Source organism: Caenimonas koreensis DSM 17982 (assembly GCF_009646335.1).
Taxonomy (GTDB): Bacteria; Pseudomonadota; Gammaproteobacteria; order Burkholderiales; family Burkholderiaceae_C; genus Ramlibacter; species Ramlibacter koreensis.
Genome location: NZ_WJBU01000003.1, coordinates 18,446 through 44,876, shown reverse-complemented (window position 1 = coordinate 44,876; position 26,431 = coordinate 18,446). Strand labels below are relative to the sequence as shown.

Below are 26,431 nucleotides of genomic sequence, written 5' to 3'. Positions count from 1 at the left end.
CACAGGTGTTTGCCTAAAATTGATTCATTCACGAGCAACTGAAGGAGCATCGATGAAAACAGCAGTAGTCGTTTCAACGATGGGCGCATTGGCCGCCATCTCGGGCGTCGCACAGGCACAGGCACAGGAAGTCGGCCGCGTCCTCTCGGCAACGCCGGTCATTCAACAAGTGCAGGTGCCGCGCCAGGTCTGCACCGTGCAGCCTGTGCAGCAGGTGCAGCAACAACCGTCAGGTGGCGGGGCATTGGTCGGCGCGATCGTCGGCGGCTTGCTCGGCAACCAGATCGGTCACGGCGGCGGACGTGCAGCAGCCACTGCGGTTGGCCTGGTGGGTGGTGCGGCCATCGGCAACAACATCGAGCAGAACAACCAGAACGGCCAATACGTACAAGGCCAGCAGTGCACCACGCAAGTGACGTACGAAAACCGCACGGTTTCCTACAACGTCACCTACGAATACGCAGGCAAGCAATACACGGTACAGATGCCGTATGACCCGGGTCCGACGATCCGGCTGCAAGTCTCGCCGATCAGCTCCAACAACATCGGGCCCTCGTCCGCGGTCACCTCTGAAGCAGGCGTGACGTACGGGCCGCAAGCTGTGATGGTTTCGCCGGCAGTGGTGTCCACGGCCACGGTGGGCTACCCCGTCTATTACCGCCCCGCCTATTACAGCCCCGCTTACTACAACCCGTATCCGGTGAGCCTGTCGATTGGCCTGGGCTATTACGGCGGCGGGTACGGCCACCGCCACTGGCGCTGATTGCGGGCGCCAAGGCAATCGCGCCCCCCGCTTCGAAACGCCGCGCACTGCGCGGCTTTTTTTTTGTTGCACCCGAACTGCTGTGTAAGCCGCGGCAAGATACTTTTACTCAGCACTTACCTCTGGTTCACCGCCGAGACAGCATCAGCCCGTTCCAATGGTGACTCGTTGTTCAGGGGTTGCCATGGAAGAATTGATCGCGCAGCAAGACCTTTCGCAGCTGCGGACATCGCTCGAAGGCGCAGGCGCCGTGCCGACGGGGGCTGTGGCAGCGGCGGCACTTGCCGCGATGGCCCTCTCCGCTTGTGGTGGCGGCTCGCCGGCACCGCCGGCGCCCATGCTCGACCTCGCCAGCGCCAAGCGCGACACCAGCCTGTTTCGCGCCAGCCCACTGGCCGCAGCGCAGTCGAATTCCACGGCAGCGTTCGACGCGACAGCCCTGATGAACTGGGCCGAGAACGCGTACCCCGGCTACTTCCCGAGCCACCAGCCCGACCTGGTCTACGCGCCCTACATCTATCGCTACTACCCCGAGAACGGCACCTACCTCGGCGTTGCGGGCAACGATGTGTATGTGATCGGCCCGATCACCAACGATGTGCTCCTGTGGGTCGGCACGCTTGCGAGCTTCAGCTGCTCGGCCCATCCGGCCAGCTGTGCAGCGGGCCCTGCGACGGCTTTGGATGCAGCACGCTTTCTGGCGCAGGCAACCCACGGGGCTTCAAAAGCCGACATCGCTGCCATGCAAGCGACAACCTATGCCGCGTGGGTTGACACGCAAATCGCGATGCCGCGCAGCCAGACACATTACGACTGGCTGGTTGAACACGGCTTCAGCGCCGAAGACTTCCGCAACAGCACCCAGGGGCTGGACAACACCATCTGGCACAAGCTCATCACTGCGCCCGACTCGCTGCGCCAGCGCGTGACGCTCGCGCTGTCTGAAATCCTGGTGGTCTCCGTCAGCGGCGTGAACACGGCGTGGCGCCAGTTCGCGGTGGCGAACTACCTCGACATCCTCGAAGCCAACGCTTTCGGCAACTACCGCACGCTGCTCGACCAGGTGAGCCTGAGCACGGCGATGGGCTACTACCTCACGTTTCGCGGCAACACGAAGGCGAACGTCAACACCGGCAGCCAGCCGGATGAGAATTACGCGCGTGAGTTGATGCAGCTGTTCACCGTGGGCCTGCTCAAGCTCAACAGCGACGGCACACCCAGCGGCGGCGAGACCTACGTGCCCGCGGATGTGAGTGGCCTGGCGCGCGTGTTCACCGGCTGGGACGTCGATACGTCGGGCTATGTGTCGCCCTTCCCGCCCGACATCCACAAGCGGCCCATGACGCAAGTGCCCAACCGCTACGAGACGGGCGCGAAGACATTCCTCGGTGTGACGATCGCCTCGGGCACGTCAGCGCGCGACAGCCTCACCCTTGCACTCGACACGCTCTTCAATCACCCCAACCTGCCGCCGTTTGTCTCACGCCAGTTGATCCAGCGCCTGGTCACGAGCAACCCCAGCCCGACTTACGTGGCGCGCGTCGCAGCCGTGTTCACCAACAATGGCGCCGGCGTGCGCGGCGATCTCGCAGCAGTGGTCAAGGCGATCCTGCTGGATACCGAAGCGCGCGACCCCGCGAATGCATCCAGCGCCGAATTCGGCAAGCTGCGCGAGCCCGTCGTGCGCTTTCTCAACTGGGCGCGCGGCTTCGGCGCGACGTCACCGGGCGACTTGTGGGCGATTGGCGATGTGTCCGACCCTGGCGCGCGCCTGGGCCAAAGCCCGATGCGTTCGCCATCAGTCTTCAACTTCTTCCGTCCCGGCTACGTGCCGCCGACCAGCTCCATCGCCGCGCAAGGCCTTGTCGCGCCCGAATTCCAGATCACGACCGAATCGTCTGTCGCGGGCTACATCAACTACATGCAACGCGCAGTCAATGGTGTGGGTATCGGCGATGTGCGCGCGGACTACACGGCGCTGGTGGCGCTGGCCACCGATTCGGCGGCGCTGCTCGCAGAAATCAACCTCGTGCTCGCGGCGGGACAAGTGCCAGCCGCCCGCCTGGCGACTCTGAAAACCGCGCTCGACACGATCAACCCGACAACGGACGCCGGCAAGCTCAATCGTGTGAAAGCGGCGCTGACGCTGGTGCTCGCTGCGCCTGAATACATCGCACAGAAGTGAGGACCACACGATGAAAAATCACTTCCCCCACATCCTTCCCGACAACGCGTCGCGCCGGGCCTTTCTCAAGCGAAGCGCCGCCTTGTCGGTTGCCGCCTCGGCCACACCATGGGCGATGAGCCTCGCAGCGATGGGCGAAGCCGCTGCGGCCACGGCCACCGACTACAAGGCGCTTGTCTGCGTGTTTCTCTACGGCGGCAACGACTACGCCAGCACACTCGTCGCGTATGACCAGCCAAGCTACGACGCCTACGCGAGCTTTCGCCCCAACCTGGCGATCAGCCGCACGTCGCTGGCCGGCACGGTGCTCAACCCGACGGTGCCACTGGCGAGCGGCCGGCAGTTCGCCCTCGCACCGGGCCTGGCACCGCTGGTGCCGATCTTCGACGCGCAACAGATGGCCGTGCTGCTGAACATCGGCACCCTCGTCGAGCCGACCACCAAGGCGCAATACACAGCCAAGTCAGTGCAACTGCCGCCCAAGCTGTTCTCGCACAACGACCAGCAGTCGTTCTGGCAATCGTCATCGCCCGAAGGCGCGGCTTCGGGCTGGGGCGGCCGCATGGGCGACCTCTACGCATCGGGCAACGGCAACGCAACATTCACGTGTATCAGCGCGGCGGGCAACGCGGTATATCTCGCTGGCAATACGGCCGTGCAATATCAAGTGACGACCAACGGCTCGGTGCCCGTCAACGGCATCCAGTCCGCATTGTTCGGATCGACCGCTTGCTCGGCAGCACTGGCCGACCTCATGACGCAGCCGCGTGCCCACTTGCTCGAAAATGAATATGCACGCGTGGCCAAGCGCTCCATCGATGCGAACGGCCAGCTCACCAGCGCACTGGCAGGCGTCACGCTCGCCACGCAATTCCCCACGCCCAACAGCCTCGCGGACCAGCTGAAGATCGTGGCGCGGATGATCGGCGCGCGCAGTGCGCTCGGCGCAAAACGGCAAGTGTTCTTCGTGTCACTGGGCGGCTTCGACACCCACGATGGCCTCGTCACCCAGCACCCCACGCTGATGACGAACCTGGGCAACGCACTCGCATCGTTCCAGCAGGCCATGCAAGAACTCGGCGTTGCCGACGCGGTGACCACCTTCACGGGCTCCGACTTCGGCCGCACGCTCGTGGGCAACAACGATGGCTCCGATCATGGCTGGGGCAACATGCAGTTTGTGCTGGGCGGCGCGGTGAAGGGCAAGTCGTTCGTCGGCACAGCGCCCGTGCTTGCCAACAACGGCCCGGACGACGTGGGCCAGGGGCGCCTGCTGCCTTCCACATCGGTGGACCAGTTCGCGGGCACGCTTGCCACCTGGTTCGGTGTTTCACAGACCGACCAGGACATGGTGCTGCCCCACCTGTCTCACTTCACGACGCGCAATCTGGGCTTCATGGCCTGACGGGTAAAATTGGCGGTTTCCAGCAGGGGCGCGCAATGCGCCCGTTTCTTCCGCACATGACATCCGCAAAAATCGACGGCGCCTCGATCGCCACCCAGGCCAATGTGTATTTCGACGGCAAGTGCGTCAGCCACAGCGTGACGCTGGCAGACGGCACGAAGAAATCGGTCGGCGTGATCCTTCCTTCGCAACTCACTTTCAACACAGGCGCTCCCGAAATCATGGAATGCGTCGCCGGCTCTTGTGAATACAAGCTGGCGGGCGAATCGCAGTGGCACACGAGCGGCCCCGGCGAGAAGTTCTCGATCGGCGCGAACACCAGCTTCGACATCCGGGTGGCGCAGGCCTACCACTACATCTGCCACTTCGGCTAAAGCGCAACCTAAGCCATGAGCACCATCCTCGAACACCTGCCCGCCGGCCAGAAAGTCGGCATCGCTTTTTCAGGCGGCCTGGACACCTCCGCTGCCCTGCACTGGATGCGCAAGAAGGGCGCAGTGCCCTACGCCTACACCGCCAACCTCGGCCAGCCCGACGAGCCTGACTACGAAGAGATTCCGCGCAAGGCCATGCAATACGGCGCCGAACAAGCGCGCCTGATCGACTGCCGCCTGCAGCTCGCGCATGAAGGCATCGCCGCCATGCAGGCCGGCGCATTCCATATCTCCACGGCGGGCGTCACGTACTTCAACACCACGCCGCTGGGCCGCGCCGTCACGGGCACCATGCTCGTGGCCGCGATGAAGGAAGACGACGTGAACATCTGGGGCGATGGCTCCACGTTCAAGGGCAATGACATCGAGCGCTTCTACCGCTACGGCCTGCTCACCAACCCTTCGCTGAAGATCTACAAGCCGTGGCTTGACCAGGCCTTCATCGACGAACTCGGTGGCCGCGCTGAAATGTCCGCGTTCATGACGCAAGCAGGCTTTGCGTACAAGATGTCCGCCGAGAAGGCGTACTCGACCGATTCGAACATGCTCGGCGCCACGCACGAGGCGAAGGATCTCGAAAGCCTGGCCACCGGCATGAAGATCGTGAATCCGATCATGGGCGTTGCATTCTGGAGGGACGACGTCGTCGTCAAGGCAGAGACCGTCACGGTGCGCTTCGAAGAAGGCCAGCCCGTCGCGTTGAACGGCAAGACATTCGACAGCCCCATCGACCTGATCCTCGAAGCCAATGCCATCGGCGGTCGCCACGGCCTGGGCATGAGCGACCAGATCGAAAACCGCATCATCGAAGCGAAGAGCCGCGGCATCTATGAAGCGCCGGGCCTCGCGCTGCTGTTCATCGCTTACGAGCGCCTGGTCACCGGCATCCACAACGAAGACACGATCGAGCAGTACCGCGACAACGGCCGCAAGCTCGGCCGCCTGCTCTATCAAGGCCGCTGGTTCGACCCGCAAGCCATCATGCTGCGCGAAACGGCGCAACGCTGGGTCGCACGCGCCATCACCGGTGAAGTGACGATCGAGCTGCGCCGCGGCAACGACTATTCGCTGCTGAACACCGAGTCGCTCAACCTCACCTACGCGCCCGAGCGCCTGTCGATGGAAAAGGTCGAGAACGCGCCCTTCTCGCCGAAGGACCGCATCGGCCAGCTCACGATGCGCAACCTGGACATCACCGACACGCGCGCCAAGCTGGGCGTGTACAGCCGCGCGGGCCTGCTGATCATGGGCAAGGACTCGCAGCTGCCCAACCTGGGGCACGACGGCAAAGACGGCAAGACCGGCGAGTAAACCGCGCGCCGCATAACGATGGAAATCCTCGCAGAGCTCCTGTTTGGCCTGCTGGGTTTCCTGTTTGAATTTTTCGGCGAGCTGCTGATCCAGCTGATCTTCCAGACGCTGTTCGAGCTGGGCGCCCACGCGTTCCAGCGCAAGGCGCCTTCCAGCCGCCGGGCACCCGTCAGCGCGCCGGTTGCAGCGCTGATGTACTTTGCCATTGGCGGCGGCATCGGCGTGCTGAGCGTGCTGCTGGTGCCGGGCACCGTGATCCCCACCTTCTTCGGCCGCATCGCCAACCTCTTGCTCATGCCGTTTGCCTCTGGTGCCTTCATGGCGCTGATAGGTGCGTGGCGGCGCCAGCGCGGCGAGGAAATCGTGCGCATCGACCGCTTCTGGTACGGCTTTCTCTTCGCTCTTGGCATGGGGCTGGTGCGCTTCGTCAATGCGCAGGGCTGGTGGGACCGGATCCTCTGATGCTGCCTGCGATGAATGTGCGTAGGGCTGTCATTGCACTGGCGCTGCTGCTTGCCGGCAGCGCAGGGGCGCAGTCGCTGAGCTTGACGTTCGACGACGGCCTCAACCCCGACAAAGAGCCGCAGGCCCGCGCGTGGAATTCGCAACTGCTCGAACACCTGCGTCGCGCTGACATCAAGGCGATGGTTTTCCCAGCGCTGGCTCGCACCGGCGATGGCGCGGGCCGCGCACTGATCGCTGACTGGGCCGCTGCAGGCCATGCCGTGGGCAACCACACCTCGCGCCATCGCAGCCTGGGGTCGCAGAAGGTGGCGCTCGAGGCGTTCATCGAAGACGTGCAGGAGGCCGACGCAGCCTTCAACGCATTGCCGACCTGGCAGCGGCGCCTGCGTTTCCCGTTCCTGAAAGAAGGCGACACGGTCGACAAGCGCGACGGCATGCGCGCGTGGATGTATGACCACGGTTACGAAAGCGCGCCCGTATCAATCGACACCAGCGACTGGTATTACAACGACGTATTCCTCACGCTCTCGAAGGCAGGTGGACAAGACGCAAAGCTGGAGGTGCTTCGCGCCCACTACATCCGCCACCTGCTTGACCGCGCCGCCTACTACGACAAGCTCGCGCTGCAGGTGACGGGCAAGCGCCCCATGCACGTGATGCTGCTGCACGTGAATGCGATCAACGCAACATGGTTGCCGCAAGTCGTCGAGGCATTCAAAGGCCAGGGCTGGGCGATCATCTCGCCGCGCAAGGCTTTCACTGATCCGCTGTACGCCACGCCACCTGACACGCTCCCCGCTGGCGAAAGCATCGTCTGGGCACTGGCAAAGGCCACAGGTGTGACGGGCCTGCGCTACCCCGCAGAAGACGGCGACTACGAGGCGCCTGCGCTTCGTGCGCTGGGCCTGCCGGCCGACTGAGCGTCAGACCACCACCGGCTCCGGCTCCAGCCGGATGCCAAAGCGCTCGTACACGCTCGTCTGGATCGCCTTCGCGAGCGTGACGACTTCGCCGCCCGTCGCGCCACCGCGATTGACCAGCACCAGCGCCTGCTTCTCGTAAACGCCTGCATTGCCCACCGACTTGCCCTTCCAGCCGCAGGCATCGATCAGCCAGCCGGCCGCCAGCTTCACGGAGCCATCGGGCATCGGGTAATGAACGATGTTCGGCTCGCGGGCGATGATGTCCTGGCACTGGTCGTTGGTGACCGTGGGGTTCTTGAAGAAGCTGCCCGCATTGCCGACCACCCGCGGGTCGGGCAACTTGGCGCTGCGCACAGCGCACACCCAGTCGTAAATCTGGCGCGGCGTGGGGTTGGTGATGCCCGTCTCGTGCATCTTGCGTTCGATGTCGGCATAGCCCAGCACGGCCTTCCACGGCTTGGGCAGCCTAAAGCGCACGCGCAGGATGAGCGCCCGCCCCGCCAGCCCGAAATCACCCTCTTCCCGGGCGACGTGCTTGAACACCGAGTCGCGATAGCCAAAGCCGCATTGCGCGGCTTCCAGCGTGAACAGCTTGCCGGTGACGAGATCGATCGCGTCGAGTGACTCGAACCGATCCTGCAGTTCCACGCCATACGCGCCGACGTTCTGCACCGGCGACGCGCCAACGGTGCCGGGGATCAGCGCCATGTTCTCCAGCCCGGGAAAGCCGTTATCGAGCGTCCAGGTGACGAAGTCGTGCCAGTTTTCGCCGGCGCCGGCCTCGACGATCCATGCCTTGGCAGTTTCATCGACCAGGCGTTTGCACGGCACCTCGACTTTGAGCACCAATGGCCTCACATCGCCCGTGATCACGATGTTGCTGCCGCCGCCCAGCACGAACTTGGGCACGTCGCGCTGGTCTGGCTGGGCCAGCACCTGCTGCACATCTGCTTCGCTTCGCACCCGCACCAGCGCCCTGGCTTTGGCCACAATGCCGAAGCTGTTGTGCGCCTGCAGGGGTACGTTTTGCTCCACGATCATGGGACAATTGTCGCATCTGACGTAGAGCGAAAAGGGGGGGCGATGCCTTCATTTGACACAGTGTGCGAGCCCAACATGGTCGAGGTAAAAAACGCAGTAGAAAACGCCTCCAAGGAAATCGCCACACGCTTCGACTTCAAGGGCACCTCCGCCGCGCTCGAACTCAAGGACAAGGAAATCACCCTCTTCGGCGACGCAGATTTCCAGCTCAGCCAGGTCGAAGACGTGCTGCTCGCCAAGCTCACCAAGCGCAGCGTCGATGTGCGCTTTCTCGACAAGGGCGACGTTCAGAAAATCGGCGGCGACAAGGTCAAGCAGGTCTTCAAGGTGCGCAACGGCATCGAGACGGAGCAGTCCAAGAAAATCCAGCGCCTCATCAAGGACAGCAAGCTGAAAGTCCAGGCGGCCATCCAGGGCGACGCGGTCCGCGTCAGCGGCGCCAAGCGCGATGACCTGCAGGCCGCCATGGCCCTCATCCGCAAAGAGATCACTGACGTGCCGCTGTCCTTCGACAACTTCAGGGATTGATGAAAGCGCTCCTCACAGCCGTCGTGCTGGCTGCTGCGTGCACGTGCGCCATCGCTCAGGAAGTCGCGCTCACGGGCATGCTCGGCGGCAAGGCGCTGCTGATCATCAACGGCGCAGCGCCGCGGGTGGTGGCGCCCGGCGAATCGCGCGATGGTGTCAAAGTGGTCTCCACCTCCGGTGAGCAGGCCGTCCTCGAAATCAACGGCAAGAAGCACACCCTGCGCGTGGGCGATGCGCCAGCGAGCGTGGGCTCGGGCAACGGCGCGGCAGCCGGTGGGAGCGGCACACGGGTGGTGCTGCCCGTCGGCAGTGGCGGCCACTACTTCAGCGCGGGCAGCATCAACGGCCGCTCCGTCAATTTCATGGTGGATACGGGCGCGACGTTCATTGCCATGAGTGCGTCCGACGCGCAGCGCCTGGGCATTGACTACCTCAAGAGCACGCAGCGCGGCCAGATCAGCACGGCCAACGGTCCCATGACCGTCTCGCTCGTGAAGCTGAACTCGGTCCGGCTGGGCGACGTGGAGGTGTTCAATGTCGATGCTGTCGTCGGCCCGCAGGCCATGCCCTTCATCCTGCTGGGCAACAGCTTTCTCTCGCGCTTCCAGATGACGCAGGGCAGCGGCCAGATGGTGCTCGAGCGAAGGTACTGACCTGAATGCCTGACTCGCCTCAGCCCGCAAGCAGCGCCGCGCGCAAGGCAGAAGAGTCGCACTCAGCATTCGCGCCACTCGCCAGCCCCATCTTCCGCAGGCTGTGGCTGACGTGGCTGGCCGCAAACACGACGATGTGGATGAACGACGTGGCCGGCGCCTGGCTGATGTCGTCGCTGTCGCCCACGCCGCTTTGGGTGGCGCTCGTGCAGTCCGCTTCAACGCTGCCGGTGTTCCTGCTGGGCCTGCCCAGCGGCGCGCTGGCCGACATCCTCGACCGCAGGCGCTTTTTGATGATGACGCAGTTCTGGGTGGCTGGTGTCGCCACCATCATCTGCATCACCGTTGTCATGGGCTGGATGACGCCACCGCTGCTGCTGGCGCTCGCGTTTTGCAACGGGGTCGGGCTGGCCATGCGCTGGCCGGTGTTTGCGGCGATCGTGCCCGAGCTCGTGCCGCGCGTGCAGCTCGCGTCGGCACTGGCGCTCAACGGCGTGTCGATGAACGCGTCGCGCATCATCGGGCCGCTCGTCGCAGGCGCGCTGATCGCAAGCTTTGGCACGGCCTGGGTGTTTGCGCTCAACGCCTGCCTGTCCATCACCGCCGGCATTGTCGTGATGCGCTGGAAGCGCGAGCACATCGAAAGCCCGCTGGGCCGTGAACGCCTTGCCAGCGCGATGCGTGTGGGCGTGCAGTTCGTTTGGCAGTCGGGGCGCATGCGCGCCGTGCTTGTACGCATCGCACTCTTCTTCCTGCACTCGACTGCGCTGCTTGCATTGCTGCCACTCGTGGCGCGCAGCTTGCCGGGCGGACAAGCCGGCACGTTCACCGTGCTGCTGGCGTCGATGGGTGCTGGCGCTGTGTTTGCCGCCCTGCAGATGCAGCGCGTGCGCCGCCTGCTGCCCTTGCAGTCGCTGATATTCGCGGGCACTGCCATGCAGGCCGCGGCCACGGTCGTCGTGGCTTTCGCGCCCAACATCTACGTGGCGGTGCCCGGCATGTTCTTCGGTGGCATGGCGTGGATTTCGGTGGCGAATTCGCTCACCGTGGCGGCGCAGATGGCGCTGCCCGACTGGGTGCGCGCGCGCGGCATGTCGATCTACCAGATGGCGCTGATGGGCTCGACGGCTGCGGGCGCCGCGCTGTGGGGCCAGGTCGCGAACAGCGTGGGCATTCACGACGCACTGCTGGCAGCGGCCATCTCAGGCGTGGTGCTGATGTTCATCGCGCAGCGCCTCGTGGTGGACCGCGGCATTGAAGAAGATTTGTCGCCGTCTCGCGTGCTGAAGGCACCGCATGCTGACACACCGCCGCGCGCCGGCCGCATCCTGGTGAGCATCGAATACCGTATCGATCCAGCCCGTGCCGTGGAGTTCATGGCGCTGATGGAAGAGTCGCGGCGCGGGCGCATCGGGCAAGGCGCGACCGACTGGCAGGTGATGCAAGACCTGTACGACCCGAGCCTTGTGGTCGAGCAATACTCCGACCCGTCCTGGACGGAACACCTGCGCCGCTTCGACCGCGTCACCGCTGCGGATGTGCGCCTGCGCGACCGGCGCCTGGCCTTCCATGTCGGCGAAGATCCACCGGTGGTGCGGCGATTCGTGGTCGAGCGCTAGGGACTATTGGCTCGCTGCATACTGTGGCCTGTGAGAACCCAGAAAAAACTTTTATGAACTACCTCAACAACGAACACGACGAACCGTCTGCCAACACCGCTGAGCCGCGCAACGCCTTTCTTGAAGAAAAGGCCTTCAAGTCGCGCACGGTGCTGGTGTTCGGTGCCATTACCGACCAGACCGCCGCTGACATCACGCGCCGCCTCATCGCGCTGGACGCCGAGTCAGACAAGCCCATCGACATGCTGGTGAGCTCACCCGGCGGCCACCTTGAGTCGGGCGAAGCGGTGCACGACATCATCCGGTTCATCAATTCGCCGGTGAACATGATCGGCACGGGCTGGGTCGGCAGCGCGGCCACGCACATCTACCTGGCCGTGCCGAAGGAGCGTCGCTTTTGCCTGCCGCACACGCGCTTTTTGATTCACCAGCCAAGCGGCGGCGCAGGCGGCCAGGCGACTGACATCGCCATCCAGGCCGAAGAAATCATCAAGGCACGTGAACGCATTGCCGGCACCATCGCACGCGAGACGGGCAAGCCGCTCGCTCAAGTGCTGGAAGACATCGAGCGTGACCGCTGGCTGAGCCCGCAAGAGGCGATCACTTACGGCCTGGTCGGCCGGATCATCGAGCGCAAGACGGACCTGAAGTAGGCAGTAGGGCGGGGGCTTGCCCAGCGAGCCCCGCCCTGCGCTCGATGATGGGGGTCATGGTTGTTCCGGGCATCGCCAGCCAGTGTCAGGCAGGCGGAACTGACGGCACTTTCGCAACCATCTTCGCCGCACGCAGGAAGTCGAAGTCCACACCCTGGTCAGCCTGTGTCACCGTTTCGAGGAACAGCTTGCGATAGCCGCGCTGCGCCGTCGGCGCGACAACAGGTTGCGCGCTCTTGCGCCTGACCAGTTCATCGACTGAAACGAGCAACGCCAGCTCTCGTTTTTCCACCGACAGCCTGATTCGATCACCGTTGCGCACATACGCGAGCGGCCCGCCAACGGCCGACTCAGGCGTCACATGCAGCACGATCGTGCCGAACGCGGTGCCGCTCATGCGGCCATCCGAGATGCGGACGATGTCTTTCACACCCTGCCGCGCGAGTTTGCGCGGGATGGGGATGTAGCCCGCCTCGGGCATGCCCGGCGCGCCTTTCGGGCCGATGTTCTTGAGCACCAGCACGTCGTCGGCCGTCACATCGAGATCGTCGCTGTCGATACGATTCGCGAGATCTTCGAGCCCTTCGAAAACAACAGCGCGGCCTTCGTGTTCCATGAGTTTCGCATCGGCCGCCGACTGTTTGATGATCGCGCCGCCGGGCGCGAGGTTGCCCTGCAGCACGGCGATGCCGCCTTGCGGATAGATGGGGTGGGCGCGCGTGCGAATCACATCCTGTTTGAACGATGGCCGCGCTGCATCGATCTCTTCGCCGAGCGTGCGGCCCGTCACGGTGAGCGCGTCCAGATGAAGCAGCGGCTTCAGTTCGCGCAGCAACGCCGTCATGCCGCCTGCGGCGTGGAAGTGCTCCATGTAGTGCTGGCCGGACGGCTTCAGGTCCACCAGCACCGGCGTCTCGCGGCCCATGCGGTCGAGCGATTTCAGGTCCACCTCGAAACCCATGCGGCCTGCAATCGCCGTGAGGTGGACGATGCCATTGGTGGAGCCGCCAATCGCCAGCAGCACACGCATCGCGTTCTCGAAAGCCTTCGCTGTCAGCACCTTGTCGATCGTCAGGCGCGACTTCGCCATCTGCACGGCGACACTGCCGGTGTGCTCGGCGACACGCATGCGGTCTGCCGTCACAGCAGGCGGCGACGCGCCACCGGGCACTGTCATACCAAGTGCTTCAGCCACGCACGCCATCGTGCTTGCCGTTCCCATGACCGAGCAGGTGCCAACGCTCGCGACAAGCTGGTTGTTCACATCGGCGATCTCGGTCTCGTCGATTTCCTCTGCGCGGAACTTGCCCCAATAGCGGCGGCAGTCGGTGCACGCGCCCACGGTTTCACCGCGATGCGATCCGGTGAGCATCGAGCCGGTGATGAGTTGAATCGCCGGCAAACCCGCAGAGGCAGCGCCCATCAATTGCGCAGGCACCGTCTTGTCGCAACCGCCGATGAGCACCACGGCATCCATCGGCTGCGCGCGCAACATTTCTTCGGTGTCCATCGACATCAGGTTGCGCAGGTACATGCTGGTGGGCTGCGCAAAGCTCTCGCCGATCGAGATGGTCGGGAACTTCACCGGCAGGCCGCCCGCGAGCATCACGCCGCGCTGCACGGCTTCGATGAGCTGTGGCATGTTGCCGTGGCAGGGGTTGTAGCCGCTGCCGGTATCGGCAATACCGATCACGGGCCTGTCGAGCGCGGCGTCGGTGTAGCCAGCGCCCTTGATGAACGCTTTGCGCAGGAAGAGCGAGAAGCCGGCGTCACCGTAGTGCGTGACGCCCTTGCGCATGCCGGCGGGCGCGTCCGCGGCGTCGTCTTTGTGTGTATCTTGCTCTGCCATGGCTCAGTGTAGACCGGCGGCCTGTCATGGACGTTCAGGAGTGTGAGGCGTGTTAACAGCGCGAGTCGTCGATAGGGCCTGCTCAACGCACCCGCATCGCGGCAACCAGGCGCGCGTTCGCCTCGGACTGCCGCGCGATCTCGCTGGCGAAGTCGGCGGCGCTGCCGTCGGCCGGCAGGTTGCCGCCGCTGGCCAGCAACTGGCGAAAGACCGGCTGCCTGAGCACTTGCGCACATGCGGCGTTGAGGTGGGCCACGACGGCGGCCGGCGTCGCGGGCGGCGCGAAAACACCAAAGAGCGAACTGAGGTTGGCAGCGGGACACCCCAGCTCGGCGAAGGTTGGCACATCGGCTAGCACTTGCGAGCGCGCCGGTGCGCCGACGGCCAGCGCATGCAACTTGCCAGCGCGAACGTAGTCGATCTGCAGCGGGGCCAGATTGGTAGACAACAGCTCGAAGCGGCCAGCCAGCGCGTCCTGCAGCTGGGGCGCACCGCCCGTGTAAGGCACATGCACCACATCCAGCTTGTACTGCCGGTTGACCTGTTCCAGTGCGAGGTGGCCGATGGTGCCGACGCCCGACGTCGCCCATCGCAACTGGCCGGGGGTCGCCCGCGCATCGCGGATCGTGTCTGCGAAGCTGCGCGCGGCCATGGCGCTTGTTGCCACCAGCAGAAGCGGCGTGTGCATCACGCCGCTCACGGGCGCAACGTTCGGCGCCACGCTTGCTCCTGCATTGCCAAAATGCGGCGACAAGGCGACAGGGCTGATCGCACAGAAACCCAGCGTGTTGCCGTCAGGCGCTGCGTTGGCAATCAGCGATAGCGCCAGGCTGCCGCCTGCGCCCGGCCTGTTTTCAACGATCACCGGTCGCGAGAGTATTGGATCGAGCTGGCGCGCCAGCACCCGCGCCACCGAATCGCTGATGCCGCCCGGCGGATAGGCGACGACGATGCGCAGCGCCTGCGCCCCACCGACGTGCATGGCACCCAGTGCGCATGCCGAGCCGACCAGTAGATGACGGCGCTTCATGGCTCGACGGCGCGCCGGGCCGACTGGCGCACGAGTTCGATGAACGAGCGAAGCGGGCCGTGATAGTCCGCTTCACGGAACGCAAGTGTCAGCGGCGCATCGAGGCTGCGCGCGCTTTTGAGCAGCCGGTATCCGATGGCCTGGGGATGCACGCCTTGCATCGATGCAGGCACCACCGTCACCCCTTCGCCTGCCGCCACAAGGCTGAGCGCTGTCGTCATGCGGCCCACCTCATGCACGACCTGTGGCGTGAAGCCCTGCTGTTCGCACAGCGACAGGAGGTTGGCATACAGGCCGGGCGCGCCGGACTGCCGCACAAGGATGAATCGCTCGTCGCGCAGTTGTTCGAGCTTGAGCGAGCGCTGCGCACCCGCCAGCAGCGCATGCCCATCAGGCAGCGCGGCGAGCACCGGCTCGCGCAGCAGCGTCTCGAACACCACGCCTGGCGGCTTGGCAACCGGCACCCGCAGGAAGGCGCAATGCAGCTTGCGCGTTGCCAGCGCTTCAGTCAGGCCTGCAGCGTGGTCCTCGCCGATCTGCAACGCGATGTGCGGGTAGGCCTGGCGGCACTCGCGCAGCACGCGCGGCGTGAAGATGTGTGCAGCAGCTGAGCTGGTAAAACCGATGGTGAGCACGCCCGCGTGGCCGGCCGCCACGGCACGCATACGGGTTTTTACAGCGTCTGCCTCTTCGAGCAGGCGGCGGCTGTCGGCCAACAGCATCTCGCCGCTGCCCGTGAGCGTGACGCCCTTGGGATGCCTGTCGAAGAGTTGGGTGCCCAGGCTCTTTTCGAGTGCGCGGATCTGCTGGCTGAGCGGCGGCTGCTGCATGCCCAGCCGGGCAGCGGCACGGGTGATATGGCCTGCTTCCGCCACAGCCACGAAGTAGCGCAGGTGCTTCAGTTCCATATCGAATTCGTCTGCAGATCGGCTTTTTATTCTATTTGAATTAATGCAGTTGCCACCGCATAGTTGCCCCTACACCGGGCCATCCAAAGCCCGGGGACCGCTGGAGACAAGTCTCGTGATCTCACACCTTTGCGGGCGCAAGCTCGCCCTGCCGCTACTTGCCATCACTGTCACCGCTGCCACGCTGCTCGCCGGCTGCGCCAACACATCCGGCACGGCGCAGCCCGCCGCCGCACTCGCAGCCACGGCCGAGGCTGCGCCACAGGCTACCCCCTGTCCGGCGCAGGTGCCTGCAGGCACACGCTGCCTCTCCGGCCAGGATTCGGCAGGCGCCTTCTACCTCATCGCGATCCCCGCGCAGTGGAACGGCACGCTCGTGCTGCACGCGCATGGCGGGCCCGCGCTTGGCGCGCCGCGCATGGAGCGAAGCGTGGAAGACCTCGAGCGCTGGGCCATCGTCGTCAAGGCGGGCTATGCCTGGGCAGGCTCCACGTTTCGACAGGGCGGTGTTGCTGTGCGCGCTGCGGCGCAAGACACGGAACGGCTTCGCCGCATCTTCCTGCAGCACGTCGCGCAACCGCAGTTGACCATCCTGCATGGCCAGTCGTGGGGCGCGAGCGTCGCGGCCGTGGGCGCGTCGATGTTCACCGACGATGGAAGGGGCAAGCGGCCCTATGACGGTGTGCTGCTCACCAGTGGCGTGCTCGCCGGCGGCAGCACGGCCTACGACTTCCGAATTGACCTGCGCGTGATCTACCAGTCGCTCTGCGGCAACCACCCGCGCGCCAGCGAGCCGCAATACCCGCTGTCCATCGGCTTGCCTGCGGGCGCCCGGATGACCAGCGCCGACCTCAACGCGCGTATCAACGAGTGCCTGGGCCTGGGCAAGCCGCAAGCCCAGCGCACGCCGGAGGAGCTTCGAAAAATCAAGACGATCGTCGATGTGGTGAAGATCCCGGCGAGCTCCATCGCGAGTCATATGGCGTGGGCCACGTTCCACTTCCAGGATGTCGTGCAGATGCGCACGGCCGGGGCCAGCCCTTTCGGCAACATGGGCGTGCGCTACAGCGGCTCTTCCGACGACGCAGCGCTCAATGCATCTGTCGCCCGGTACGCGGCTGATCCGCGGGCCGTTGCGACCTTTGCGGCCGACACCGACCCCGATGGCCGCATTCCGGTGCCCGTGCTCACGGTGCATGGCATCGATGACCCCACCGCATTCGTCGAGATGGACGACTCGTTCCTGCGAACGATGCAAAAGGCAGGCACGGCAGACCACCTCGTGCAAACCTTCACTGCCGACAACACGCACAGCTACCTCAGCGACGCGGCGTATCCAACGCTGCTCGCAGCCCTGTCTGCATGGACACGCGGCGCGCCGAAACCGACGCCCGCGCAAATTGCACAGCAGTGCCTGCCGTTCGAGCCGGTGTACGGCAAGGGCTGCCGGTTCAAGCCCGACTACCAGCCCCCGCCGCTCGCATCGCGCGTGCCGCCCCGCCACTGAACACGCCCATACCTTCCGGAGCATTGCCATGAAGCGCAAGGTCAGAATTGCAGAGAACACGTCCGTCTCGAAAGTCATCTACGCGCCGCCCGCCGGCAGCGATCCGCATGCGCACTACACGCTCGCCGGTGATGACGCAGACTTCTTCAACATTTCGACAGATGGCATCGTCACGCTGAAAGTCGCTGCCGACTACGAGATCCGCAAGACCTACAGCTTCGAGGTGATCGCTACGGTCGGGCTGGCCGAGACGACGACTGTCGTGAAGTTGTCGGTCGCCAACCTTGACGACACGGCGCCGGTGTTCTCCTCCGCAGCAACGGGCATGGTGACCGAGAACGCGTCCCTCGCAACGGTGATCTACCGCGCTGCGGCTGTCGACCCCGATCACCCGCGCGACCGCCTGACCTTCTCGCTGGGCGGCGCCGACGCGGCGCTGCTGAAGATTTCCGCCAACGGCGAAGTCAGGCTGCTGGCGCCGGCCGACCATGAATCCAAGTCCAGCTACAGCTTCACCGTGATTGCCGACGACGGCGAGCAGACCACGACGAAGGCTGTCGTCGTGACCGTGAACAACGTCAACGACGCGCCGCCGGTGTTCACGTCCGGCGCCAGTGGCAGCGTCGCGGAGAACGCCGCCATTGCCACGCCGGTCTACACGGCCTCCACCACAGATGCCGACGGCCTGGGCGCGCCGACGTACAGCCTGGGCGGCGCCGACGCATCGCTGCTTGCGATTTCGGCAGACGGCGTCGTCACGCTGAAGGCTTCGGCGAACTACGAGGCCAAGACCTCCTACAGCTTCAACGTGATTGCGAACGACGGCATTCACATCGCGACGAAGGCCGTGGTGGTCAACGTGCTCAACGAAGCGCCGCAGGTCGCCAGCGTGGCACTCACATCTGCATCGGGCGCGGTCGATGGCCTGCTCAATGCGGGCGATACGGTCAGCGTGACGGTGACCATGACAGAAGCGACTACGGTCACCGGCACACCGCAGATCGCGCTGAACATCGGCGGTGCGACGGTCTACGCCAACTACACGTCGGGCAGCGGCAGTACGGCGCTGGTGTTCAGCTACACCATCCAGGCTGGGCAAACCGACCTCGATGGCATCAGCGTCGATGCGAACAGCCTGTCGCCGAACGGCGGCACGATGAGCGAGCCTGCGGCTGCAGCCGTGCTCACACACGCTGGCGCCGCCAGTAACGCATCGTTCAAGGTCGACACGACAGCGCCTTCGCTTGCCATCACCAGTTCAGCCGGGTTGCTGCAAAGCGGCCAGAGCGCGACCATCACGTTCACCTTCAGCGAAGACCCCGGCACGAGCTTCGCCGACGGCGACATCGCCGTCACCGGCGGCACCCTGGGCGCGATCAGCGGATCCGGGCTGACGCGCTCGGCCACCTTCACGGCAGCCGCCAGCGCGAACCTGAGCACAGGCGCACACATCACCGTGATGCCGGGCAACTTCGCCGACGCTGCAGGCAACACAGGCACCGGGATCATTGCACCGGGCGTGTCGATCGACACGGTGTTCAACCAGGTCCTGCTCGTGGGCAACAGCGCCACGTTTGGCCGGGTCGATCCGGTCATGTCGTACAACACCTATGACCCCGTGACGAACCCGGGTGGCGTGCACGACCTCACCTCGCCCGACCAGGGCGGCACATTCACCAACCTGACTGGCTCGAACCTGTACGAGCCGCACAACTGGGGCGGCGTGGCCGGCCTCATCGACATGTTTGCGCAGGAGCTGGGGCTGAGCTATGACGTCTCGCTTTCCACGCGCAACGCAGCCACCTTGCGCGGCCACTATGCCAACACGTCACCCGCCGGCTGGGACTTGCGCGGCAACATTTCCAGCGAAAAGTGGGACATCGTCGTGCTGCAGGACCAGACCGACGAGCCGCTGCCTGGCGGCTCGGGCTCGATCACGTTTGCGCCCGGCAGCTCCACAGCAACACTCATCGTCACGCCGACAGGCGACGCGCTGGCCGAATACGACGAAACGCTGGCCCTCAGACTGGCGTCGTCGACCACCTACCGCGTCGGCACGAGCAGCGCCGTCACGACGACCATCCTCAACGACGACCCGACGCCTCCCGCAGTCAACTCGGCGCTGCCCACTGTCTCGCTGGTAGCCACACAGGGCTCGGTGGCCGAAGACGGCAGCAACAACCTCGTCTATACCTTCACACGCACAGGTGCGACGACGAGTGACATGACCGTCACGTTCACCGTCTTTCGCGACGGGGCAACAGCGCCCTCCGTCTCGACGACGATCTCGGCGAGCCAGGACCTCGAGATGTACAACACGACGACCGGCGCGTTCTCCAGCACGGGCGGCGGCACCACGTCGCCCTATCGCTTCACGAATGGCAACGGCTTCCTGACAAGCAGCGACACGGGCGTGAACACAACGACGGGTAGCGTCTCGTTCACGTCCAACACAGGCACGATCGTGATCAAGGCGGGCCAGACTTCCGCAAGCCTCACGCTCGACCCGCACGTGGACACCAATGTGGAGAACGACGAGTCCATCAGGGTCACACTGACGCATCCCGCTTCCGGCCAGGACTACAACCTGGGCACCGCCGGCGCGGTGACCGCAACCATCGTCAACGATGATTTTCCAGTGGGCACCGACACCAGCCTGCCCAACGTCACGCTGGCGGTGACCACCGCCACCTCGACGTACGAGAGCGCGGGCCAGAGCCTGATCTACACGTTCACGCGATCGGGCAGCACGGCGAGCGCACTCACCGTGAACTTCACGCAAGACGGCACCGCGACGTACTTCTCCACGGATGCGTCGAAGTCGGACTTCAGCCTGTCATCGGCCGGCTCCACCGGCTACTCGCTCAAGACCACGTCAGGCGCGAATGCCGACACTGCAGCATTTGAGCAGTACGCGACGCTGATCGAAAACTACATCCACACCGGCGCGGCCGACACGACCACCATTCCCGGCACGACAATCGCCGCCAACGCAAATGCCGACGCTGCCACCGACGTGTACCTTTATTCGACGTGGGCGCGGCCCGACATGATTGCTGGCGCCTACGACATGATCACGGAGAAAGTGTTGCAGCCCAACGGCGCATACACGGGCGGCACAGTGACGCAGTCCACCACGCAGGCCACGGCGTACTACCTCACGCTCGAGCAGATGTCTGCGGACCTCGCGAGTGCGTACAACCACCTTGCAACGGTCAACGCCGACTTTGCCGGCGTGGCGCCGGTGAGCACCGCCTTCATGAATGCCGTCTCGCAGGGCCTGGCCATTCGCGACCCCTACACCGAGACGGACACAGCGAGCGTCTCCACCGGAAAGATCAACCTCTGGTTCGACGACAACCTGCACGCGAGCAAGTACGGCTCGTACCTCGCGGGGCTGACGCTGTTTGAAACGATCACCGGGCTGGATGCGCGAGCGCTGGGTGCCAGCGACCAGGTGGCGGCAGACCTGGGCATCGATGCGGCAACGGCAGTCGCGCTGCAGGGCGTTGCATCCGCGACGCTCGGCTTCAATTCGCTCTATCACTTCACGGCGCCCGGCGTCGTGACGGACCTCGGCAACACGATGGCATCTGCCACCCTGGCAGCGGCGGGTGCCTTCACGTTTGTCGATCCGGCCTACACCGCCCACAGCGTGAGTGTGTCGCCGCAGGACGGCAACCTGGGAACGCTACAGGCAGTGGTTCGCTCGGACGGGCACGCAGGCCAGGTGAACTGGCTCTACACAGCAGACAACGCCGTGGTCGACCCACTGCTGCAAGCGGGCGAGCAGCGAATGGACTGGTTCACGGTGCTGCTCGATGACGGTCACGGCCACACCAGCAGCGAGATCATCGGCATCTCGCTGCAGGGTGAGCTTCTGGTCGTCTAGCCCCGTGGGCCGCGAGCTTACTTCGCGGTCGCGGCCTTGATGTCGGCTTCGGCCTTCTTGTGGGCTGCCTTGGCTTGCGCCTTGCAGGCCTTTTCTTCCTTGTACTTCAGGGGCTTGCAGGCCTTCTTGGCGGCCTTGTAGTCGGCATCGGCCTTCTTTTCGGCAGCCTTGGCTTCGGCCTTGGTCATCGTGCTCATCGGGGCCGTCGTGGCCATGGGCGCAGAGGCGGGGCTCATCGGTGCACCCGTGTGCGAAGCGGCGAAGGAAGCGGTGCCGGCGAAGGCGACGAAGAGTGCAATCAGAGTCTTGTTCATGAGGGAAGTCCTTTCAATGGCTCGCCAGGGTATCCGGCTGCTACAGAGACAACGGATTGGACCCCGACTGGCGTGTAGGACGGCATCGACACTTGAACTGATCCATGCGGATCAGACTCGGTGGCACACGCAGGCAATCAGCCCGCGAGCGCTTCCAGACGCGCAGTCGCCTCACGCTTGCCCATGGCGCGCAGCTCGGCGATTTTGGCCAGGTGCTTGACGCGCGGGCGGGCCTTGCCCTGCTCCCACTTGTAGACCGACTGGCCGGTCGCACCGATCAGAAGGCCCACAGCGGCAGCAGACAAGTCAAGACGCCGGCGAGCTTCGGCAAAACCTTTGGCGCTGAAGCGAAGCTTCTTTTCCGTGGGTTCTGCGCTGACAGCCGCCACCTTCGACGTGACGCGGCGCAGCTTCCTGGATTGCTGCTCCAGCTCGCGCACTTGCCGCTTGAGTGCGGCAATGTCGCTGCGGTACTGGCTCACGGCCTTTTTCATCGACGACGTCTCGGCGCGGACTTCCTTGCGGGCCACACGCGCGATTTCTTCTTTGAGGAGTGATGCAATATTTGGCATAGGCTTGCATTGTGCGCCAAACGCAAGTGAAGCCTATTTGTGTATTTCAGCTTTGCGCACGAGTGCAGGCCAGCCAACCAATGTATCCAGCGCCCGGTTTTCGCTCCTGAAATCAGTCCTGGCACACCAGATCAGCAGCGCCGTGAAAACCAGTGAGACAACGCATGTGGTGCCTTGTCATGGTTTCGGGGTGATGACCTTGTATTTCGGTGTTGCCTGGGTGCCGACCATCAAGTAGTTGATCACGCCCATCACATCGTCGATCAGGTTCACGGAGCGCTCGATCTCCTGCGACTGCTGCTCGGATTGCACACAACCCATCAAAGTCACAAGACGCCGCTCGCCCTGGGCCCAGATGCTGGTGTTGGCATAGCGGTCGTCCTGCGTGAGGTAGATTTTCACGCGAGGAATGATTTCCTTGTCGTAGAGATACGAATCAGGCAACCGGCATCGCCCCGCCCGAAAGCAGCTGCCGCCATGCTGCGACCGCACATGCGCTGCCGCCGGAAGCTCGGCCTGCGTCATACCTGGCGGCTGCGGCACAGGGCAGTTCGCCACACCGGCCGTCACCTGCAAAAATGGATCGTCGAAGTAGTTTTGCGTGTCTTGCGCAAGGGCCGATTCCGCGCCCAGGCAACAGAACAATACATACACCCAACGCTTCATAGCAAACTCCTGAGACCGGTGGCATGAAGTTTAGAGCCCGACGTGCTGCTATAAACATTTGCCATGACCGACTTCACCACTTTGCAATTGCCTGTGCTGCCTACTGTCGTCGCGCCCGACGGCTCGCAGGTTCGAGTACTGCCCGCACTTGCTGGCGCAGGCATGGCGCACTTCAGGCTGTTGCCCGGACAGGTGGCCAAGGCAGTCACGCACCGCACGGTCGAAGAGATCTGGTACATCGTCGAAGGCAGCGGCCAGATGTGGCGCAGGCAAGGCGAGCGCGAAGAAATCGTGGCGCTCGAGACCGGTGTGAGTTTGACGATTCCACTCGGCACGCACTTCCAGTTTCGCGCATCGGCCAACTCAGCTTTGTCCGCTGTCGCCATCACGATGCCGCCCTGGCCGGGCGAAGGTGAAGCCTTGTTCGTCGAAGGACCGTGGCACGCGACCTGAGCCCGCCCGCGTTTCGTCCCACCGAATCAACGGTTCATCGCACGGCGTCTGGCTCAAGCACCAGCGCACTCGTATCGTGGTCGCATGGAGGCCACACCCATGTCCACACGCACCCGGCTTGTCTTGCCGCTGGCACTGCTTGCAACGTCCTTGCACGCGCTGGCACAACCTGCTTTGAAACTCAGCCCCGACTCGCCGCAATGGGAGCTGGAAGGCAACGCGAAAGTCACGCAGTACCTTGGCCGCAAGTGCCTGATGCTCGATGGTGCGGCGGCCGCGATCAAGGCATTCGAGCTGGGCGACGGCGTGATCGATGTGGATGTGGCAACGCCTGCCCGCCGCGGGTTTTTCGGCATCCAGTTCCGCCTCGACGGCGACGGTGCCAATGGCGAATGGGTCTACCTGCGGCAGCACAAGTCAGGCTTGCCCGATGCGTTGCAATACACGCCGGTTCTGGGCGGCGGCCTGAACTGGCAGCTCTATAGCGGCAAGGGCTTCACGGGCGCTGTCGATGTTCCGCAAAACGAGTGGTTCCACTTGCGCCTGGAGATCAAAGGCGCGCAGGCGAACCTGTTTGTCGACAATATGAGGCAGCCTGCGCTCGTGATGGACGACCTCAAGAGTGGGCTGGCAAAAGGCCAGGTTGCGCTGGCCTCGCTCACTGGCGACGTGTGCTTTACGAACTTCGAAGTGCGTAGCACGCCTGCAGCACCGTGGCAGCGCAACTGGCCCGCCACGCCGCAGGGCACCCTCACGAAATGGCGCATCTCTGCATCGCTCGATGCGCTCGCGCGCAACCTCGAGCGGCCGATGAGCCTGCAGGAAAAAGAGCAAATGCAGTGGCAGGACGTGCAGGCCGAAGCACCCGGCATCGTCGCGCTGCAACGCTATCGCGAAGCACCGCATCCGCCCGTGAGCTTTGCGAACGATCCGTCGAAACGGCTCGAGCCGCAAAAAGGGATGCGGGTGATCTATGCGCAAACGCAGATCGAGTCGGACCGCAAGCAAACGAAAAAACTGTATCTCGGCTACAGCGACGATGTGACCGTGTTTCTCAACGGCAGGATTCTCTATCGTGGCCGCAGCGCGCAGTCCTTCCGTGATCCGGGCTTTCTCGGAATCATGGATGCGGAGAACGACGCGATCTATCTACCGCTGGATGCAGGCAGAAACGAGCTCGTGCTGGCCGTGAGTGAACTCGGTGGCGGCTGGGGATTCATCGCGCGGCTGGCGGATATGGATCCATAACAGCAGCCCTTGCCGTGGCCGCCCCAAAAAAAAAAGCGCCCCGAAGGGCGCTTGGCTGCATGCGTAGAACGCGTCAGCGGAACCTCATGCCGATGCCAATCGACATCGAGATCGGGTCGAGCTTGGTATCGATCGTCTGGCCTGTGGAGAGGTGCGACGTCGTCTTCAGCCACGTCTTGGAGATCATCGTATCGACGAACAACTTGTCGTTGACGTTGAACACAACGCCAAGCTGAACCGTCGGTGCCCACTTCGAGTCAACGGTGAACGTCGTCGGCGAGCCACCCGTCAACGACGAAAGCACGCCTGTGCTGCGCGAGTGATAGAACTTCGCGTAGGTGATACCAGCGCCGACATAGGGGCGCAGCTGCGCATTCGGCGCCATGAAGCGGTACTGGCCCAGCAGCGTGAAAGGCAGTGCCTTCACGTCACCGAGTTTGCCCACACCGGCAATGGCACCATCGCCCGAGAGCGTGTGCTTGAACGGCATGGCCAGCGGCAGGTCAACCGCCCAGTTGTCGGTCAGCATGTAGGTGATGCCGCCGCCGAGCTGCGTGCTGTCGTTGATGTCCACCTTGGTGCCGGGCAGGCTGGGGGCCGTGAGGTTGCCGCTCGTCACGTCAGGGCTGATGTTCGTTGCGCCGATGCGCGCCAGCCAGCTGCCGGCCGTCTGGGCCTGCGTGCTGAAGGCTGATGCCAGCAGCGCTGCCGCGGCGATCAACTGAAGCTTCTTGGTTTTGCTCATGATCGATGTTCCTTGTTGGTTCTCTGTTCAGGCGGTCAGAGCCAGCCGGCCTTGGCCATCTGGACGGCGACGAACTGCGCGAGCAGCTGGTTGCCGTATGGCGACGGGTGCACCGAGTCAGCGTACAGGTAGGCGCTCACGTCACCAGCGATCGTGCTGGCTGCCGTGCAACCGAGCGACGAGCCTTGCAGCGGGTTCGCTGGCGATGTCGTGCTGCAGGCAGGCGTCGTGACGTTGCTCAGCGAGTATTGCGCCGGGTTGGCGGTCTGGTCGCGGCCTTGCGTGTAGGCATCGACCATCACCACACCTGCCACGCCCGACAGGCCCGCAGCGAGCTGGCCGTTGAACGTCGTGACCATCTGGTTGACGAGGCCGCGCGTCTGCGCGTCCGTTGACATGGCAAAGGGCGTCTGGCTGACATCAGGCAGGTTCACCACGACGACGTACTTCGCGCCCTTGGCGATGATCTGCGTCTTGATGAGGCCGGCGAGTTCCGCGCCGGCTGCGCCCATGCTGGTCACAGCTGCGGTAGCAGCAGCCTGGACAGCGGCAGGACCCCCTGCAGCCACGGCAGCCTGCACCGAAGACGACCAGCCAGCCGCGATGGCGGCGCCGACCGCAGCCGCACCGCCGCCACCCGCAGCGCCCACGCCGCCGACGTTCATGAAAATGTCGTTGCCGCCGGCCATGACCGTGACGAGTTCTGTGCCGCTGTAAGCGCCGCCGTGGCGCGCCAGGTGCGACGCCATCTGCTGCGTGAGCGGTGTTGCCGTCATGCCGAGCGTCTGCTGGTTGAACGGCGCCGCCTGCAGTGTGGCGCTGTTGGGTGCGAAGATGCCGCTCACGCGCGAGCTGCCTTGCGCATAGCTGGAGCACGATGTGTTCTGCACCACCGGCGCGCCGACGAGGCCGGGAATGTTGGGCAACAGGCCCGTCTGTGCCGGGCAGGGCGCCGCGACCTTGATGTCGGCTGCGATCCACTCCGTCCAGTTCCGGGCCGTCGGGCCGTTCACCGTGAACTTGCCGCCGCCCAGTGCAGCGACGGTGCCCACCTTGTAGGTGCCCACGTCGCTCAGGCTGTCGCCAAAGTTCACCATGGAAGTGAATGCCACGGCCGGCGCCTGGTTGCCCGGGCCAGAGCCGCCGCCGCAAGCGGCCAGCACGACTGCAGCGGCAACCGCTGCGAGTTTTGTCCTCATCAATCTCATCCGATGTCTCCTGAATAAAATAGAACGACCGTTCGTTTTCGCCCTATGCATGGTATGCC

The 26,431-nt window shown here is 64.4% G+C and carries 24 protein-coding genes; 15 read left to right on the top strand and 9 right to left on the bottom strand.

Translation table 11 applies throughout. The features are described 5' to 3' along the window. Positions 1-52 precede the first annotated feature (52 nt). The 7 genes from GHT07_RS03870 (at position 53) to GHT07_RS03840 (ending at position 7,483) form a co-directional block, all read left to right on the top strand. Entirely contained in the window at positions 53-763 is a 711-nt protein-coding gene (locus GHT07_RS03870; protein ID WP_153583749.1) for a glycine zipper 2TM domain-containing protein, read from the top strand. 184 nt (positions 764-947) lie between these two features. Then, positions 948-2,948, top strand: coding sequence for a DUF1800 domain-containing protein (locus GHT07_RS03865; RefSeq protein WP_228488171.1), 2,001 nt, complete (start codon positions 948-950; stop codon positions 2,946-2,948). Positions 2,949-2,958: 10 nt separating this feature from the next. Continuing rightward, positions 2,959-4,353, top strand: coding sequence for a DUF1501 domain-containing protein (locus GHT07_RS03860; protein WP_153583748.1), 1,395 nt, complete (start codon positions 2,959-2,961; stop codon positions 4,351-4,353). A gap of 56 nt (positions 4,354-4,409) precedes the next feature. Continuing rightward, a complete protein-coding gene (ppnP, locus tag GHT07_RS03855; protein ID WP_153583828.1) occupies positions 4,410-4,727 on the top strand; it encodes a pyrimidine/purine nucleoside phosphorylase in 318 nt (105 codons plus the stop codon). Between the two features lie 15 nt (positions 4,728-4,742). Then, entirely contained in the window at positions 4,743-6,098 is a 1,356-nt protein-coding gene (argG, locus tag GHT07_RS03850; RefSeq protein ID WP_153583747.1) for an argininosuccinate synthase, read from the top strand. A gap of 18 nt (positions 6,099-6,116) precedes the next feature. Beyond that, complete coding sequence (locus tag GHT07_RS03845; RefSeq protein ID WP_153583746.1) at positions 6,117-6,560, top strand: hypothetical protein; 444 nt, start codon at positions 6,117-6,119, stop codon at positions 6,558-6,560. After that, a complete protein-coding gene (locus tag GHT07_RS03840) occupies positions 6,542-7,483 on the top strand; it encodes a polysaccharide deacetylase family protein (protein ID WP_323740786.1) in 942 nt (313 codons plus the stop codon). Before GHT07_RS03845 ends, GHT07_RS03840 begins: the two co-directional genes overlap by 19 nt. Positions 7,484-7,486: 3 nt before the next feature. On the opposite strand, the gene murB is transcribed toward GHT07_RS03840, so the two are convergent. Beyond that, positions 7,487-8,527, bottom strand: a complete 1,041-nt coding sequence (gene murB / locus GHT07_RS03835; RefSeq protein ID WP_153583745.1) for a UDP-N-acetylmuramate dehydrogenase — start codon at positions 8,525-8,527, stop codon at positions 7,487-7,489. 42 nt (positions 8,528-8,569) lie between these two features. On the opposite strand from murB, the gene GHT07_RS03830 reads away from it, so the two are divergent. From GHT07_RS03830 to GHT07_RS03815, 4 genes are read left to right on the top strand one after another with little or no spacing between them, the layout of a single operon-like run. Further along, the gene (locus GHT07_RS03830; RefSeq protein ID WP_153583744.1) at positions 8,570-9,055 is read left to right on the top strand and encodes a YajQ family cyclic di-GMP-binding protein; all 486 of its coding nucleotides are present in this window, start codon (positions 8,570-8,572) and stop codon (positions 9,053-9,055) included. Further along, complete coding sequence (locus GHT07_RS03825; RefSeq protein WP_153583743.1) at positions 9,055-9,708, top strand: retropepsin-like aspartic protease family protein; 654 nt, start codon at positions 9,055-9,057, stop codon at positions 9,706-9,708. The genes GHT07_RS03830 and GHT07_RS03825 overlap by 1 nt, the downstream gene beginning before the upstream one ends. A 5-nt stretch (positions 9,709-9,713) precedes the next feature. Next, entirely contained in the window at positions 9,714-11,327 is a 1,614-nt protein-coding gene (locus GHT07_RS03820; protein WP_153583742.1) for an MFS transporter, read from the top strand. A gap of 53 nt (positions 11,328-11,380) precedes the next feature. After that, complete coding sequence (locus GHT07_RS03815; RefSeq protein WP_153583741.1) at positions 11,381-11,980, top strand: ATP-dependent Clp protease proteolytic subunit; 600 nt, start codon at positions 11,381-11,383, stop codon at positions 11,978-11,980. Between the two features lie 85 nt (positions 11,981-12,065). On the opposite strand, the gene GHT07_RS03810 is transcribed toward GHT07_RS03815, so the two are convergent. The 3 genes from GHT07_RS03810 to GHT07_RS03800 form a co-directional block, all read right to left on the bottom strand. Further along, positions 12,066-13,829, bottom strand: coding sequence for an IlvD/Edd family dehydratase (locus tag GHT07_RS03810; RefSeq protein ID WP_153583740.1), 1,764 nt, complete (start codon positions 13,827-13,829; stop codon positions 12,066-12,068). A gap of 82 nt (positions 13,830-13,911) precedes the next feature. After that, positions 13,912-14,859 carry a Bug family tripartite tricarboxylate transporter substrate binding protein gene (locus tag GHT07_RS03805; RefSeq protein ID WP_153583739.1) on the bottom strand — a complete coding sequence of 316 codons (948 nt, stop codon included), beginning with the start codon at positions 14,857-14,859 and terminating at the stop codon, positions 13,912-13,914. Next, positions 14,856-15,767 (bottom strand): LysR family transcriptional regulator, encoded by a 912-nt coding sequence (locus GHT07_RS03800; protein ID WP_153583738.1) that lies wholly within the window; start codon positions 15,765-15,767, stop codon positions 14,856-14,858. The genes GHT07_RS03805 and GHT07_RS03800 overlap by 4 nt, the downstream gene beginning before the upstream one ends. Positions 15,768-15,885: 118 nt before the next feature. Between GHT07_RS03800 and GHT07_RS03795 the strand changes: the two genes are divergently transcribed. Next, positions 15,886-17,274, top strand: coding sequence for a dienelactone hydrolase family protein (locus GHT07_RS03795; RefSeq protein ID WP_323740794.1), 1,389 nt, complete (start codon positions 15,886-15,888; stop codon positions 17,272-17,274). Between the two features lie 28 nt (positions 17,275-17,302). Next, a complete protein-coding gene (locus tag GHT07_RS03790) occupies positions 17,303-21,166 on the top strand; it encodes an Ig-like domain-containing protein (protein ID WP_153583737.1) in 3,864 nt (1,287 codons plus the stop codon). Between the two features lie 17 nt (positions 21,167-21,183). Here GHT07_RS03790 and GHT07_RS03785 read toward each other — a convergent pair whose 3' ends face one another. The 3 genes from GHT07_RS03785 to GHT07_RS03775 form a co-directional block, all read right to left on the bottom strand. Beyond that, complete coding sequence (locus GHT07_RS03785; RefSeq protein ID WP_153583736.1) at positions 21,184-21,480, bottom strand: cell envelope biogenesis protein TolA; 297 nt, start codon at positions 21,478-21,480, stop codon at positions 21,184-21,186. A gap of 137 nt (positions 21,481-21,617) precedes the next feature. Then, positions 21,618-22,052 carry a helix-turn-helix transcriptional regulator gene (locus GHT07_RS03780; protein ID WP_153583735.1) on the bottom strand — a complete coding sequence of 145 codons (435 nt, stop codon included), beginning with the start codon at positions 22,050-22,052 and terminating at the stop codon, positions 21,618-21,620. A gap of 177 nt (positions 22,053-22,229) precedes the next feature. After that, positions 22,230-22,718, bottom strand: a complete 489-nt coding sequence (locus GHT07_RS03775) for a BON domain-containing protein (protein WP_153583734.1) — start codon at positions 22,716-22,718, stop codon at positions 22,230-22,232. A gap of 63 nt (positions 22,719-22,781) precedes the next feature. On the opposite strand from GHT07_RS03775, the gene GHT07_RS03770 reads away from it, so the two are divergent. Then, a complete protein-coding gene (locus GHT07_RS03770) occupies positions 22,782-23,171 on the top strand; it encodes a cupin domain-containing protein (RefSeq protein ID WP_228488170.1) in 390 nt (129 codons plus the stop codon). 99 nt (positions 23,172-23,270) lie between these two features. Next, positions 23,271-24,419: a hypothetical protein gene (locus tag GHT07_RS03765; RefSeq protein ID WP_153583733.1), complete on the top strand. Its 1,149-nt coding sequence runs from the start codon at positions 23,271-23,273 to the stop codon at positions 24,417-24,419. A 73-nt stretch (positions 24,420-24,492) separates the two neighbouring features. Here the strand turns inward: GHT07_RS03765 and GHT07_RS03760 are convergent, their stop codons facing one another. Both GHT07_RS03760 and GHT07_RS03755 read right to left on the bottom strand, forming a co-directional pair. Then, positions 24,493-25,164, bottom strand: a complete 672-nt coding sequence (locus GHT07_RS03760; RefSeq protein ID WP_153583732.1) for an OmpW/AlkL family protein — start codon at positions 25,162-25,164, stop codon at positions 24,493-24,495. 35 nt (positions 25,165-25,199) lie between these two features. After that, on the bottom strand, positions 25,200-26,363 hold the full coding sequence (locus GHT07_RS03755; RefSeq protein WP_228488169.1) for an SGNH/GDSL hydrolase family protein: 1,164 nt from the start codon (positions 26,361-26,363) through the stop codon (positions 25,200-25,202). Positions 26,364-26,431 lie beyond the last annotated feature (68 nt).